At 67.6% G+C, this 14,056-nt stretch carries 13 protein-coding genes; 4 read left to right on the top strand and 9 right to left on the bottom strand.

Annotation, left to right across the window (positions count from 1 at the left end; translation table 11 throughout):
- Positions 1–90 precede the first annotated feature (90 nt).
- The 9 genes from ACWPOC_RS11045 to ACWPOC_RS11005 form a co-directional block, all read right to left on the bottom strand.
- Complete coding sequence (locus ACWPOC_RS11045) at positions 91–888, bottom strand: NAD(P)-dependent oxidoreductase (RefSeq protein WP_455408627.1); 798 nt, start codon at positions 886–888, stop codon at positions 91–93.
- Positions 885–1,703: an NAD(P)-dependent oxidoreductase gene (locus ACWPOC_RS11040; RefSeq protein WP_455408626.1), complete on the bottom strand. Its 819-nt coding sequence runs from the start codon at positions 1,701–1,703 to the stop codon at positions 885–887. The genes ACWPOC_RS11045 and ACWPOC_RS11040 overlap by 4 nt, the downstream gene beginning before the upstream one ends.
- 28 nt (positions 1,704–1,731) lie before the next feature.
- Positions 1,732–2,661 (bottom strand): alpha/beta hydrolase, encoded by a 930-nt coding sequence (locus ACWPOC_RS11035; protein ID WP_455408625.1) that lies wholly within the window; start codon positions 2,659–2,661, stop codon positions 1,732–1,734.
- Positions 2,658–4,343: a thiolase C-terminal domain-containing protein gene (locus ACWPOC_RS11030; protein ID WP_455408734.1), complete on the bottom strand. Its 1,686-nt coding sequence runs from the start codon at positions 4,341–4,343 to the stop codon at positions 2,658–2,660. Before ACWPOC_RS11030 ends, ACWPOC_RS11035 begins: the two co-directional genes overlap by 4 nt.
- A 56-nt stretch (positions 4,344–4,399) precedes the next feature.
- The gene (locus tag ACWPOC_RS11025) at positions 4,400–5,746 is read right to left on the bottom strand and encodes a cytochrome P450 (RefSeq protein WP_326600254.1); all 1,347 of its coding nucleotides are present in this window, start codon (positions 5,744–5,746) and stop codon (positions 4,400–4,402) included.
- A gap of 47 nt (positions 5,747–5,793) precedes the next feature.
- On the bottom strand, positions 5,794–5,985 hold the full coding sequence (locus tag ACWPOC_RS11020) for a ferredoxin (RefSeq protein ID WP_016692314.1): 192 nt from the start codon (positions 5,983–5,985) through the stop codon (positions 5,794–5,796).
- Positions 5,986–6,070: 85 nt separating this feature from the next.
- Positions 6,071–6,931 (bottom strand): mycofactocin-coupled SDR family oxidoreductase, encoded by an 861-nt coding sequence (locus tag ACWPOC_RS11015; protein ID WP_059384059.1) that lies wholly within the window; start codon positions 6,929–6,931, stop codon positions 6,071–6,073.
- A 40-nt stretch (positions 6,932–6,971) separates the two neighbouring features.
- Positions 6,972–7,676, bottom strand: coding sequence for an SDR family NAD(P)-dependent oxidoreductase (locus tag ACWPOC_RS11010; protein ID WP_016692316.1), 705 nt, complete (start codon positions 7,674–7,676; stop codon positions 6,972–6,974).
- Positions 7,673–8,482, bottom strand: a complete 810-nt coding sequence (locus tag ACWPOC_RS11005) for a TauD/TfdA family dioxygenase (protein WP_183070577.1) — start codon at positions 8,480–8,482, stop codon at positions 7,673–7,675. The genes ACWPOC_RS11010 and ACWPOC_RS11005 overlap by 4 nt, the downstream gene beginning before the upstream one ends.
- A 211-nt stretch (positions 8,483–8,693) precedes the next feature.
- Between ACWPOC_RS11005 and ACWPOC_RS11000 the strand changes: the two genes are divergently transcribed.
- Genes ACWPOC_RS11000 through ACWPOC_RS10985 form a run of 4 tightly spaced genes read left to right on the top strand, consistent with a single transcriptional unit; the run spans position 8,694 to position 13,771 of the window.
- Positions 8,694–10,190 (top strand): aldehyde dehydrogenase family protein, encoded by a 1,497-nt coding sequence (locus ACWPOC_RS11000; RefSeq protein ID WP_455408624.1) that lies wholly within the window; start codon positions 8,694–8,696, stop codon positions 10,188–10,190.
- Positions 10,187–11,392, top strand: a complete 1,206-nt coding sequence (locus tag ACWPOC_RS10995; protein WP_016692320.1) for a CaiB/BaiF CoA transferase family protein — start codon at positions 10,187–10,189, stop codon at positions 11,390–11,392. The genes ACWPOC_RS11000 and ACWPOC_RS10995 overlap by 4 nt, the downstream gene beginning before the upstream one ends.
- Positions 11,393–11,423: 31 nt before the next feature.
- On the top strand, positions 11,424–12,617 hold the full coding sequence (locus ACWPOC_RS10990; protein WP_455408623.1) for an OB-fold domain-containing protein: 1,194 nt from the start codon (positions 11,424–11,426) through the stop codon (positions 12,615–12,617).
- Complete coding sequence (locus ACWPOC_RS10985; protein WP_455408622.1) at positions 12,614–13,771, top strand: thiolase family protein; 1,158 nt, start codon at positions 12,614–12,616, stop codon at positions 13,769–13,771. Before ACWPOC_RS10990 ends, ACWPOC_RS10985 begins: the two co-directional genes overlap by 4 nt.
- Positions 13,772–14,056 lie beyond the last annotated feature (285 nt).

Genomic DNA, 14,056 nt, shown 5'->3' with positions numbered 1-14,056 from the left:
ACCGGTGGGCAAACGCGGGATACGACGGTGCGGACGGCGTCCCGTGCAGTGGAGCAGGACCACCACCCGGGACGCCTCGCCGGACCGCCTCTACCGGGTGTGTGCGTCGATGGCCGTGTCGAGGACCCCGAGGTCTCCTCCGAGCTCCGACACGGCGGCCCGCACCACCGCCACGTCCTTGGTGAGGAATTCACCCACGGCACTGCGGAATTCCGACACCGAACCACGCATAGCGATGTTCCCCATGACCTTGCACGACGAACTGCCGTGGGGGAGGGCGGAGAACAGCGCCGCCTCGTCGACCCCCAGTTGCCGGCCGAGCTCGGCGGCTTCGGCGAGCAACCCGATCTCGGCGGCGAACAGGGCGTTGTTGACCAGCTTCACCTTCTGTCCGCTGCCGGGCGCGCCGACGTGCAGGACGGGATCGCCGTAGCTCTTCAGCACGGGCGTCACGGCGGCGACGGCCTCGTCCGCTCCACCGAGGAACAGCGTCAGGGCACCGGCGGCGATGTCGTGCGGGCCACCGCTCACGGCGGCGTCGATCACCGCGACCCCGAACGGCTCGGCCGCGGAAGCCAGTGTCTCCACGGTGCGCGGGCTGATCGTGGTGTGGACGACGAGGGTCGAACCCTTCGGCATACGCCCCAGCACGCCGTCGTCGAGGCACACCTGGCGTACCTGCTCGTCGGTGAACACACAGACGACGACGAGCTCGGCGTCGGTGCCGACGGCGGTGATGTCGCCGACCGCGGTTGCGCCGGTCTTCTCCGCGGCCACCCGGGCGCCGTCGTGCCGCGCGAGCACGTGCACCTCGTGTCCGTCGGCCACCAGACGTTCGACCATCGGCAGCCCCATACGTCCGGCGCCGACGAAGTGCACGCGGCTCATCGCGGGTACCCCATCCGCTCGAGGCTCGCATCGGCAGTGGTGAAGGTGATGCCCTCCACCGCCCCGGCTGCTGCGGCGAGACCCGCCACGAGGTTCACGTCCTTCTTCAGCAGCTCACCGGCGTGGCCGCCGATCCGGGCAAGGCTGCCCCCGGCGGACACGACGCGTCCGAGCGCGAAGCTGTTCGCCGAGCCGTGTGAGACGACCTCACCGAGGCGGGTGGGATCGACGCCGAGTTCCGCGCCGAGCGCCAGAGTGTTCTCGGCCAGCGCCAGGTTCGCCGTGAACAACAGGTTGTTGAGGAGCTTGGCGACCAGGCCCGCTCCGATCTCCCCGAGGTGCACCACCGGATCGCCATAGGTGGAGAACACCGGCCGGCACCGTTCCACGACGTCGCTCTCACCACCGACCATGACGAGCAAAGTTCCTGCAGCAGCTCCCATTCCGCCGCCGCTGACCGGGGCGTCGACGAGCGACACGCCGCGTTCGCGCGCGGCCGCGGCGAGTTCGCGGCAGGTATCCGGATGGATCGTGCTGTGGACGGCGATGATGCCGCCCTCGTTCATGCCCTCGAGGACACCGTTCTTACCGGTGATCACCTGGCGGACGTCGTCGTCGTTCACCACGCACAGGCAGACGAGGTCGCTGACCGCGCCGAGTTCGGCGGGTGACTCCGCGTACTTCGCCGCCGTATCGGCATAGGGAGCAAGAGATTCTGGGCGTCGGGCCCAGAGCGTCGTCTCGTATCCCGACTCGACGATCCGGCGTGCCATCGGCCCGCCCTGGCTTCCGAGTCCGATGAATCCGACACGCATCACAGTGCCTCCGATCGGGGATGGGACGTCATAGGGCCGGTACCTCCTGGTGTGCGATGCACTCGTCGACGAATGCGAACACCGTCCGGTGGTAGGCCGGCCCGGCGAAACCGATGCTGAGATTGTGTCCACCGCCAGGATGGAGATGCAGGGTCACGCCCGGCGCCGCCGTGAACATCGCAGCGACGTCCTCGAGCGCGTGCGGATCGTTGCGCCAGACCTTCTCGTGCTCGGCGGCGGTGAAGTGCACGGGCACGCGAACCTGCGCGGCGAGGGCGGGAAAGTCGACGGTCGGCCAGCCGGCCGTCACGTCGGCCTCGTAGTCGGGTGTGCGTGCGGCGATCACGGCGCCACCGACGATGTCGGGCGGGTACAGCTCGGCGGGTGTCCACAGCAGTTCGCCGACCCCGCGAGCGTTCGCGTACCGTTCGCGCGTGCCGAGAATCCCTGCGGCGAGGGCGTGGTGTTCGCGACCCGTGCCGGACAGCTCGATGCCGAGTACCTCGTCGTGCCGGTTCTCGACGGCCATGCGCGTCGTCAGCTCGCTTCCGACCGAGTGCCCCCACAGGAACAGGCCGGCGCCACGGGGTGCCGTGCCGAGCAGCGCGTCGACGGTGCGGTAGGCCAGATCGACGCGGCGTTCGGGGTCGCCGAGCTCGTCGCGGTGCGGCCGCGACTCGCCGTAACCGGGGCGATCCGGGGCAATCACAGTGAATCCGTGCGCCACGGCCTCGCGCATCATCGACAGTTCGGGATGGTCGGGGCAGTCCCAGTAGGCCGCGCGGGCGGCACCGCCGTGCAGTGCCACGATCACGGCGCGCGGCTCGGGTGCCTCGGCGACCAGCGCCGACATCGGGATGCCCTCGACATCGACGACGCGGGCTACGGGTGAGACGTCTCCCGCGCCGCCGACGTGAGCCTCCTCGATCGGTGAGGACTGTGCGCGGACGGTGCTCATGAGTCGCTCCGCAGCAGCATCGCGCTGCCGGGAGTGAGTCCGCCACTGCTGACCACGGCCACGCGGGCGTCGCGCACCTGGCGATCTCCTGCGGTGCCGCGCAGCTGCGTGACCGCCTCGTGCACGAGACCCATGCCGTGAGTGCGTCCGTGCGAGAGCTGGCCGCCGTGGGTGTTGAGGGGGAGGACGCCGTCGCGTGCGATGTTCTTCCCGCCGTCGAGGAAGTCCTTCGCCTCGCCGATCCCGCAGAAGCCGAGTGCCTCGATCCACGACAGGGCGTTGAAGGTGAAGCCGTCGTAGAGCTGGGCGACGTCGACGTCCTCGGGTCGCAGCGACGTGCGGGTCCACAGGTGCGCGGCCGGGCCGAGGACCTGCGGTTCGTGGGCGAGGGTGCTCTGGTCCCACTCGATGCGTTCGACGACCTGGGTGCCGACGGCCTCCACGCGGATCGCCGGGCCGGGCAGGTCCTTCACGGTGTCGACGGCGGAGACGATCACCGCCACAGCGCCGTCGCAGGGCACGTCGCAGTCGTACAGGCCGAACGGCGTGGTGACCGGTCGCGCCGACAGGTAGTCGTCCATCGTCAGCGGGTCGCGGTAGATCGCGCCGGGATTGAGGGCGGCGTTCGCGCGTTGGTTGAGCGCGATCCAGCCGAGCGTCTCGCGGGTGGTGCCGTAGCGGTGGAAGTGCCGCTGGGCGTTCTGGGCGAGGGTGTGAGCGGCGGAGACACCACCGAAGGGCACCATCCAGCTGGGGGTCCGTCCGCCGGGCGGCGTGATCTGCCCGGCCTTGACGAGTTCGTTGTAACTCGATTCCCACAGGGTGCGGTAGCAGAGCACGTGCCGGGCGAGACCGCTCGCGACGGCGAGCATCGCGGCGATCACCGAGCCGCTGGGCCCGGGGGTCTCGATGCCGCCGTTGAACCAGGTGGGGCGCAGTCCGAGAGCGGATTCGACGGCGGCGACACCGCCTTCACCGAAACCGATGATCGGGCCGGCACCGGGATAGGTCGACAGGCCGTCGATGTCGTCCATCGTCAGTCCGGCGTCGGCGACGGCACGTTCGCACGCCTGCACGGTGAGGGAGACGGGATCGACCATGAGGCGGCGCCCGATGTCGGACATGCCGATACCGGTGATGGCGACCTTGTCCTCGAACTTGTCCGGGCTCGCGGGCGGACGGATGTGGAAGCGGATCTGCTCGGGTTCGATCTCGTCCACGGGCAGCGGAGCAGGTGTGCCCTGTTCCGCTGCCGGGCGGAAGAGCGGCAGCCAGACGTCGCCGTCCCGATGGAAGACGACCTCCATGCGCATGCCGAGTTCGAGCTGTTCGGCATCGCATTCGACCACGTTGGTGGTCAGGCGCACCCGCGAATCCTCCTCGAGTGCGACCTGCGCGATGACGAACGGAGGGGGAAGGCCGGGCAGCCCGAAACGGTGGTTGACGGTGAACCCGATGAGTGTCGCGTATCCGGAGACCACGCGCACACCCATCTTCTTCTCCCGGCAGTACCGGCAGACCGGTTGCGGCGGATGGATGAGAGCCGAGCACGACTCGCATTCCTGGATCCGCAACCGGCCGTCCTCGCCGGAGGTCCAGAAGAACTTGTTCTGCAGGGTCAACTGGGGGAGGGGGCGTCCCGACGCCTTCGCAGGGGCGTCGCCCGTCTCCCGTTCGACCACTGTCGTCTCAGCCACCGATACCGGCCTTCCTCACTCCTGGTTACGTCCGAGCGGTGTTACCTGGCAGCCGTGATGGGTGCCGCGAGTTCCTGCTCGTCGATCTGGACCTGCAGCTTCTCCAGCGTTTCGTCGAGGCCGGCGCCGAGGCGCTTGCCCGGTGTGAACGTCGCCGGGAGGTGCCGCATGCCCTGGATGACGCCGATGGAGTCGTAGTGCACCGTCGTCTCCGGATCGCACGTGTAGTCGGGCATCCGGTCGAGCACGGCGAGCAGCATCCGCTTGAACACCGTGCGCGCCAGGTTCGATCCGATGCACCGGTGGACACCCAGACCGAAGCTGAAGTGACGGTTGCCCTTCCGCTCGAGATCGATCGAGTTCGGGTCGTCGAACAGAGCGGGATCGCGGTTGGCCATCGCCCACGACAGCCACAGACGCTCACCCTCCTTGAACTGCGTGCCCTTGAACTCGCAGTCGGTGGAGAAGGTACGACCGTCACCCGGCGAGGGGGTGAAGTACCGCAGGAACTCCTCGGTGGCGCTGTCGAGCAGGCTGTCGCGTTCCTGGCTGAGACGCTCGCGCTCGTCGGGATTCTGGCTGAGCCATTCGAGGGCGTGCGAGGTCAGTGCCGTGGTGGTGTCGAATCCGCCACCGATCAGCAGGCTCAGGATGCCGAGAAGCTCCATGTCGTCGGGCTTCTCGCCGAGCACCTCGACGTCGGCGATCGCGTTGATCAGGCCGGGACGCGGCTTCTCGCGGATCTCGAACAGGTTCGTGATCAGGTCGATGCCCATGTTGCGGTGCAGTTCGCTGACGCGGGCGACGTCCGGCGAGTCCGGCGGGGTGTAGATCGCGGCGTGGACCGGCTCGCAGTACACCTCCCACTTCTTGATCGGGACACCGAGCATGGCCAGGGTGATGACGGCCGGCACGATGTTCGCGAGATCGTCGACGAAGTCGATCCGTCCGCTCTCGATCTTCTCGTCGAGGCTCGCGCGCACGACCTCGTCGATGACGGGGATCCACTTCTTGATCGCCGCGGGGGAGAGGTAGGGGTTGAGCAGGGCGCGGAACTCCCGATGCTCGGGGTCGTCCATTTCGAGGATTCCACCGCGCACGCCGGAGGCGCGCTCGGCCGTCGGAATCATGATGCCCTTGTAGCCTTTTCGGACACCCTTGATGTCGTGGTCGTTGGAGACGTTCGGGGACCGGACGAGGTTGAACACCTCGTCGCTGCCCGCGGCGACCCAGTGGCCGCCGTGGGTGTCCGACCAGGCCATCGGGCATTTGGACTGCATCTCTTCCGTGATCGGAAGGAAGTTGTCGCGGTAGTCGGGTGCGTGCCGGTCGAACTGGTAGACCGGAGTGCGGTGGGATGTGTCGGCAACGACGTCGTCGACGCTCATGACTGTCCTCTCTGACGCTTCGATCGGGGCTGTCGAAACGCTGGTGGTCAGGAGATCTCGATGGCCTGCTCGGGGCAGGACCGGGCTGCTTCGCGCACGTTCTCCTCGAGATGCGCGGGCACGTCCTCCACGACGGCGGTCGCGTGGCCGTCGATGTCGCTCAGTTCGAATACTTCTGGTGCGGCCATGGCACACAGGGTGTGGCCCTGGCAGCGGTCGGGGTCGACTCTGACCTTCACGATGTTCCTCCCGGTCGATGATGTGTACTGGTCCGGTCCGGCAACGTTCTGCCGCGTGCGGGGGTCGCCCGCCACGATCGAACGGTCAGATGTGGTAGTCGTACCACTTGAGGTAGCCGCCACCGTCGACGCGCATCTGCATGCCGGTCACGTAGCGCGATTCGTCGGACGCGAGGAAGAGCACCATGTTGCTCGAATCCTCGGGCTCGATGTACGGGATCGGCATGGCCTGCTGCACACCGAAGGCGGGCTCCGCATCCTCGCGCCGGGGGTGCTCGAGGTCGGGGCGGAAGGAGCGGTACATCGGTTCGCTCTGCAGCATGTCGGTGTTGCAGTTGGTGGGGTGCAGAACGTTCGCGCGGATCATGCGCGGCGCGAGATGGGTTGCGAGGGTGTCGATGAATTGGGACAGGGCCCGCTTGGAGAACACGTAGGCGACGCCGCCGAGATCCTTGCCGGGCTGGTCGACCTTCGACACGTCCATCAGTGCCGCGGTGGAACCGGTGGCGATGATGGAGGCGCCTGCCTTCAGGTGCGGCAGGGCGGCGTGGACGGCGTTCATCGTGCCCACGAGGTTGGTGTTGACGACGTCGGTCCAGGCCTGGGTCTGGGGCTCGCCCTTCATGCCGGCGACACCGGCCTGCGCGACGACGACGTCGAGCTTGCCGAACTCGGCGATGCCCTGCGCCACAGCGTCTTCCATCTGGGCTGCGTCGCGGACGTCGGCCTGGATCGCGACGATCCGGCGGCCTTCCTTCTCGACGAGCCTCACGGTTTCCTCGAGGTCCTCCGGCGTGGCCATGGAGTACCCCATCGAGTCGATGTCCGTGCAGATGTCGACAGCGATGATGTCGGCGCCCTCGGACGCGAGCTTGACCGCGTGGCTGCGGCCCTGGCCGCGCGCCGCACCGGTGACGAACGCGACCTTGCCTTCGACACGTCCCACTGGATTGTCCTTTCGATCGGGTTTCGGCGGAGAGGGTGGATCAGGTGTTGCGTCCGCCGTTGACCCCGAGGATCTGGCCGGTGATGTATCCGGCCTCCTCGGAGATCAGGAAGGAGCAGGCGGCGGCGATGTCCTCGGGTTGTCCGACTCGGCGGACGGGGGTGCGCTGGACGTGTTCCTCGATGGTGCCGCCGAGCAGACCCTTCTCGGCGGAGCGGTGCAGCATCGGGGTCTCGACGAAGCCGGGAGGTACGGCGTTGACGGTGATGCCGGACGGACCGTATTCCAGCGCAAGTGATTTGGTGAGTCCGTTGACGCCGGCCTTGGACGAGACGTAGGCGGTCATGAACTGCTGACCCGACTGCGCGCTCGACGACGAGATGTTGACGATGCGTCCCCAGCCGGCCTCGAGCATGTCGGGCAGGGCGGCCTGCACGCAGTGGAAGACGCCGCCGAGGTTGACGTCGACGACCTTCTGCCAGGTCGCGTAGTCGATGTTGTGGAAGCGCTTGTAGAGCTCGAGTCCCGCGCCGTTGACGAGAATCGTGACGGGGCCGAGCTGCTCGCGGATCCGGGCGAAGGCGTCGTCGACCTGTGCGCGGTCGGAGACGTCGACCTTGTACTCGAGCTCCTCACCGGAGGGGTTGAGATCGAGCACCGCGACCTGGTGGCCGTCCTTGCGCAGGCGTTCGGCGATCGCCTTGCCGATTCCGGAGCTTCCGCCCGTGACGACCGCTGTCTTCACTGCCACGGTTCGTCACCGACGATCGTGGTGCGGCGCATGAGGCGCTCGGACGACGGGTCGTAGGGCAGTGCCCGGTGCAGCATGCCGGTGTTGTCCCAGACGACGAGGTCGCCGACCTGCCATTCGTGGGAGTAGGAGAAGCGTTCCTGCGTGGTCCACGCGAGCAGCTCGTCGAGGAGTTCGCGGCTCTCCTCGGGGCGCATGCCGACGATGTGATCGGCCGTGGCGCCGATGACGAGGGAGCGTCGTCCGTCGCGGCGCTCCCAGACGAGGGAGGACTCGCGAGGCGGAAGCGCACGCCAGCGTGCGACCTGCTCCTCGGTGGGGTCGGGGTAGACCAGACGCTGGGCGGCCTCGAAGCTGTGGACGACGCGCAGACCTTCGTACCGCTTCTTCTCGTGGTCGGGAAGATTCTCGTAGGCGGCGTAGGTGCTGGCGAATTCCGTTCCGCCACCGACCATTGCGACGTGGCGGGCGGTGAGCGTGGTGGCCTTCGCCGGCACCTCGTTGGTGGTGTCGTCGATGTGCCAGTGGAACGTGCCCTTGAGGTATTCGGCCGACGGCGTCTTGGCGGGGTCGAGCGAGACGGTGAAGATCTCCTGCCCGGGGGCGGGCATGACGACCTTGCCGAGCTTGCGGCTGAAGGCGAGCTGGGCCTCGTCGTCGAGGTCGATACCGCGAACGAGAAGTACGCCACGCCATTTGAGTGCTTCGAGCAACTGGGCGACCACACGCTCGTCGTCGAGGCTGTCCAGGCCGGTGACTTCCACACCGAGTGACGGGCTGAGGGCTGTAGTGCTGATCACAAGAATCTCCCTTCCGGTTGCGAGAACCATACTCTCGCTCGATTGCGGGCCGCAAGACCCGGAGAATTCGCCCATGTGAGCCGTTGTCAAGTGGTGGGGATCACTTCCGGGGCTATCCTGCCGGACTGCTCCTTGCTAAAGTTCTCGAAAGTCGAACAGATTAATTCTCTGATCTGAGAATGTGATTTCCACACAATGCGGAGGAGATGGGATGTCAGTGCAGGAGAACGGAGCCACCGCGGTGGCCGACGCCGCGACCACCGAAGTGGCGAAGCGGCTGCTGATCGACGGGAAGCTCACCACCACCGAGCGCACCTTCGCTTCCTACAATCCGGCGACCGGTGAACTGGTGGGTTACGCACCCGACGCGGGTGTCGAGGAGGCGGAAGCCGCCATCCGCGCAGCGCGACGCGCATTCGACACGACCACCTGGTCGACCGACGTCGAGTTCCGGATCAAGTGCCTCGACCAGCTCTACAAGGCCCTGCGCGACAACGTCGAGGAACTGCGCGAACTGACGATCGCCGAGGTCGGCGCCCCGCGCATCCTCACCCACGGCAACCAGGTCGACGCACCGCTCGAGATCGTGAAGTACTACGCCGACCTGCTGCGGAACACCGAGTTCACGGAGGACCTCGGCGACGTCGAGTTCCGCGGACAGCCGCACCGCCGCTGGGTCGAGAAGGAAGCGGCCGGCGTCGTCGCCGCGATCGTCGCCTACAACTACCCGACCCAGCTGGCCATGGCGAAACTGCCGGCCGCGCTCGCCGCGGGCTGCACGGTGGTGCTCAAGGGCGCACCCGACACCCCGCTCGTCACCCAGGCGCTCGCCGAGATCATCGCCGAGCACACCGACATCCCGGCCGGTGTCGTCAACATCATCTCGTCGTCGCAGGTCGCCCCCGGTGAGCTCATGACCACCCATCCGGACGTCGACGTCGTCACCTTCACCGGCTCGACCCCCGTGGGCAAGAAGATCATGGCCGCGGCCGCGGACTCGCTGAAGAAGGTCTTCCTCGAACTCGGCGGCAAGTCGGCGCTCATCGTCCTCGAGGACGCCGACTTCGCGACCGCCGCGCAGTTCGCCGCCTTCAGCATCTGCTCGCACGCCGGCCAGGGCTGCGCTCTGACCACGCGTCTGCTCGTCCCCCGCGACCTGCACGACGAGATCGTCGCGCAGGTCGCCGGGATGATGCAGCACGTGCCCTACGGCGATCCGTCGAACCCGAAGATCTACATGGGCCCGGTCATCAGCGAGAAGCAGCGCGAGAAGATCCACGGCATGGTCGAGCGCGCCGTGGCCGACGGTGCCACCCTCGTCACCGGTGGGGAGAAGGTCGATCCGGGCTGGTTCTACAAGCCCACCCTGCTCGCGAACGTCGACCCCGACAGCGAGATCGCACAGGAGGAGGTCTTCGGACCGGTCCTCGCCGTCATCCCGTTCGACGACGACGACGATGCCGTGCGGATCGCCAACAACTCCAAGTACGGCCTGTCGGGCGGCGTGCTCACCGCCGACGAGGAGCGCGGCATCGCGATCGGTCGCCGCATCCGCACCGGAACCTTCTCCGTCAACGGCGGCAACTACTTCAGCCCCGACGTCCCGTTCGGCGGCTACAAGCAGTCCGGCATCGGCCGTGAGATGGGCAGGGCCGGACTCGAGGAGTTCCAGCAGCTCAAGGCGTTCTCGAAGGCGGTGACCTCGTGAAGCCACTCGAAGGCGTCCGCGTCGTCGAGGTCGCGATGTACGGTTTCGTTCCCTCCGCGGGCGCAGTGCTCGCGGAGTGGGGCGCCGACGTCGTCAAGATCGAGCACGCGGTGACCGGCGACCCGCAGCGCGGTCTGCGACAGACGGGAACCCTTCGCGTCGAAGGTGATCCGAACCCCAACGTCGAGCACGCCAACCGCGGCAAGCGCAGCCTCGGCCTCGACATCTCGATCCCCGAGGGCCGAGAGGTGCTGCTCGAGCTCGTGCGCACCGCCGATGTCTTCCTCACCAGCTTCCTGCCCAAGGTGCGGACCAAGCTGCAGATCGACGTCGACGACATCCGCGCGGTCAACCCGAAGATCGTCTACGCGCGGGGGAGTGCGCTCGGCCCGCGCGGTGTCGAGTCCGGCAAGGGCGGATACGACATGACGGCCTTCTGGGCACGTGCCGGTGTCGCCGCCACGCTCACCCCGCCCGGCATCGACGGGATGATCGCACCTCCCGGGCCCGCCTTCGGCGACACGATCTCGGGCACGAACCTCGCCGGCGGTATCGCGGCGGCGTTGTTCAAGCGTGAACGCACGGGCGAACCCTCGGTGGTCGACGTCTCGCTGCTCAGCAGCGGGGTGTGGGCGATGGGCCACACCATCGCACTGTCCGCGCATCTCGGACAGCACATGGAGGCACCGAAGGCCGGTGGCCACGGTGCTCCGACGAACCCGCTCTCGGGTGTCTACGGCACCGCGGACGGACGCTACATCTCGTTCGTGATGCTGCAACCGGCGAGGTTCTGGGCCGATGTGTGCACGCACATCGACCGCCCCGACCTCATCGACGATCCCCGGTTCGCGGACGCGCAGTCGATCGCCGCGAACACCGTCGAGGCCGTCGAGATCCTGCGCGAGGTCATCGGCAGCCGCCCGCTCGCGGAATGGGTCCAGCGGTTCGGCACACTCGCCGGGCCGTGGGCGCCGGTCCAGGACTCGCTGCAGGTCGTGAGCGACCCGCAGGTCCGCGACAACGAATATCTGGTCAAGGCAGGGGAACTCGAACTCGTCGCCAATCCGGTGCAGTTCGACGTGACGCCGCCGCAGACCGGACCGGCACCCGAGTTCGCCGCCCAGACCGAGGAGATCCTGCAGGAGCTCGGGCTGGACTGGGAGCGCATCATCGAGCTCAAGACAGCGGGCGCAGTCACCTAGTCGGGGGCTGCACCCGGTTCAGGGAGGGCCAATGCCTTACATCGCATCGATCGGAACGTACCTGCCGTGCTGGGGTACTCCCGACGCCAGGATCGCCGGTGACGACGAGGACGCCGTCACCCTCGCCGTCGAGGCGGGCCGCGCCGCGCTCGAAGCGGGCGGATCCGTCGAGTACGTCGTCCTCGTCGGTCGGGATCTACCGCTGACCGAGAGCAGCAACGCCGCCGTTCTGCTCGCAGGACTCGGACTCGATCCCGAACTCGAAGTGATCGAGCGACTAGGTGGCGCGCCGGCGACGCTGGACGCCCTCGGCTCGGCTCGACCACGGACACTGGTCATCGGGGTCGACCTGAACTCGGCGGGTGCGGCGGCGGCCCTCACCTCCGACCACGGGCTGCAGGTGCGCACCGCCGCACGCGTGTCGCGCAGCCTGCCCGTACGTACGCGGAACGCCTCCGGCGACATCCACGACTACGGCGACCCGAGACTGCTCCGGAAGCGGGGATATCTCGCCTCGCTCGCGACGGCCTGGGTGGACACCCCGGCCGTCGTGGCGGGGGTCCCGGCGCAGCACGCCGCCTCGCTCGCGGCCACGCAGACCACGGATCTGCCCACGACGGGCGCGAGTTCGGCGCTCTTCGCCCTGGCCGCGATGGCGGAGGCCGGTCTCACCGGACCTCTCGTCGGAGTCGAACAGGCCAGCCTGTCGGGACTGACCGTCGCGGAGGGGGCGGCCGAGGTCCGTCGCCGGGAGAGACCGGCACGGCCCGTGCTCGATTCGGCACAGACCCTGCCCGGCGAGATCCCGATCTCGCTGGCGGCCTACGAGCGCGCCTTCGAAGCCAAGGTGCGATGGGAGGGCGGGCGTTTCCTCGACAGCGACCAGGTCGACTTCCCGCCCCGCTACCGGGTCGACGAGGACGGCTCGCTCGACACCGAGTACACCTTCGTCGAACTGCCGCGCACCGGCACGGTCTACACCGAGGTCACCGTGCACGTGCCGGTGCCGGGTCTGCGCACCCCGTACTCGCTCGTCGTCGTCGACCTCGACGGTGTCGGAGTGCGTGCGCTGGTGCGGGTCACCGGCACCGTCGCCGGCAGTGTCGACATCGGAGACCGGGGACGGCTGGTGCTCCGCCGTATCGCGGTGCGCTCGGGTGTCCCCGATTACGGGTACGCCTTCGAACCCGATTCGGATCCCGTGGACGAGGAGGAAGCGGCATGAGGAAGGTCGCGATCGTCGGCGCAGGAATGACACCCTTCGCCGAACATTTCGCTCTGGGCATCCGGGACCTGCTTCCGATGGCCTTCGCCGAATGCGCGGCGAGCGTCGACAAGGGCGTGAGGAAGTCGGACATCGACGCGGCGTGGTTCGGATCGATGGGGACGACGGACGGTTTCCCGTCCGGGATCCTCGCCGACACCTTAGGGCTGCACGACGTTCCGGTGACGCGGGTCGAGAACTCCTGCGCGACCGGACACGACGCGATCCGCAACGCGGTCTACGGCATCGCGTCGGGGGCGTGCGACGTCGCGCTCGTGATGGGTGCCGACAAACTCCGGGAGACGGCCTCGAAGGGCATGCTCTGGGAATGGGAATCCATGACGCGCGACATGGCGTGGGATTTCCCGCTCGGCCTCGCGCAGGCGGGTTTCGCGCTGCACATGCGCCGCTATCTGTACGAGTCGCCGGCCACCCGTGAACACATGGCGATGGTCGCGGTGAAGAACCACCGCAACGCGTTGAGCAATCCTAAGGCGTGCCGCCGATTCGAGCTGTCGGTGGAGGAGGTCCTCGCAGCCGATACCGTGGTGACCCCTTTCGGGGTCTACGACTGCGCACCGCAGAGCGACGGTGCGGCGGCCCTGATCCTGGTGGCGGACGACGTCGTCGACCGTTACACCGACAGGCCCGTGTGGATCCGTGGCACCGGTGTGGGTTTCGACGCCGTGATGCACCAGCACAAGCGTGATCTCACCTCGTTCGCGGCGACCAGGCGCGCGGCGAAGCAGGCGTTCGGTACCGCGGGCCTGTCGCCGGGGGACATCGACGTCGCCGAGATCCATGACTATTTCACCGGAATCGAGATCATCAGCTACGAGGATCTCGGATTCGCCGAACGCTTCGAGGGTTTCAAGCTTCTCGAGGCGGGAGTCACCGAGGTCGGTGGGTCGTTGCCGGTCAATCCCAGTGGCGGTCTGAACACGAAGGGTCATCCGCCGGGAGCGACCGGTGTTGCGCAGTGCGTGGAGTTGTTCGAGCAGCTCCGCGGACAGGCGGTCAATCAGGTCGACGGAGCTCGAACAGGTCTCGCGCACAATGTCGGAGGGCCGACGGCCGTTGCCGCCGTGACGATCCTGGAGGGCCCCGGGGACTGATCCGTAATTTCACCCGGCATCGCTGATCGGCGAGGACCCGTGCACCTGTTCGGTGCACGGGTCCTCGCCGTGCATACGAGCCGGCCCGGCACACTTTTTCGTCTCATATCTCGAATATCTTGCAGCACTGCAAGATTGCCGTTCTGAATAATTAGAAACTCCATTCGCCTTTTATGTAATCCATATTGCCGCGGCCACAGACAGGCTCTAATGTGTGGGGCATCACAGGTAGTGCACTCTGCTCGTGTTCTGCGTCGCCGTGATCCACGGCCTCGGTAGTACGAC

The sequence above is a fragment of the Rhodococcus sp. 5G237 genome (genome assembly GCF_053764735.1).
The sequence above is the reverse complement of the archived record's forward strand: the minus strand, read 5'-3'. Positions and strand labels throughout refer to the sequence as shown.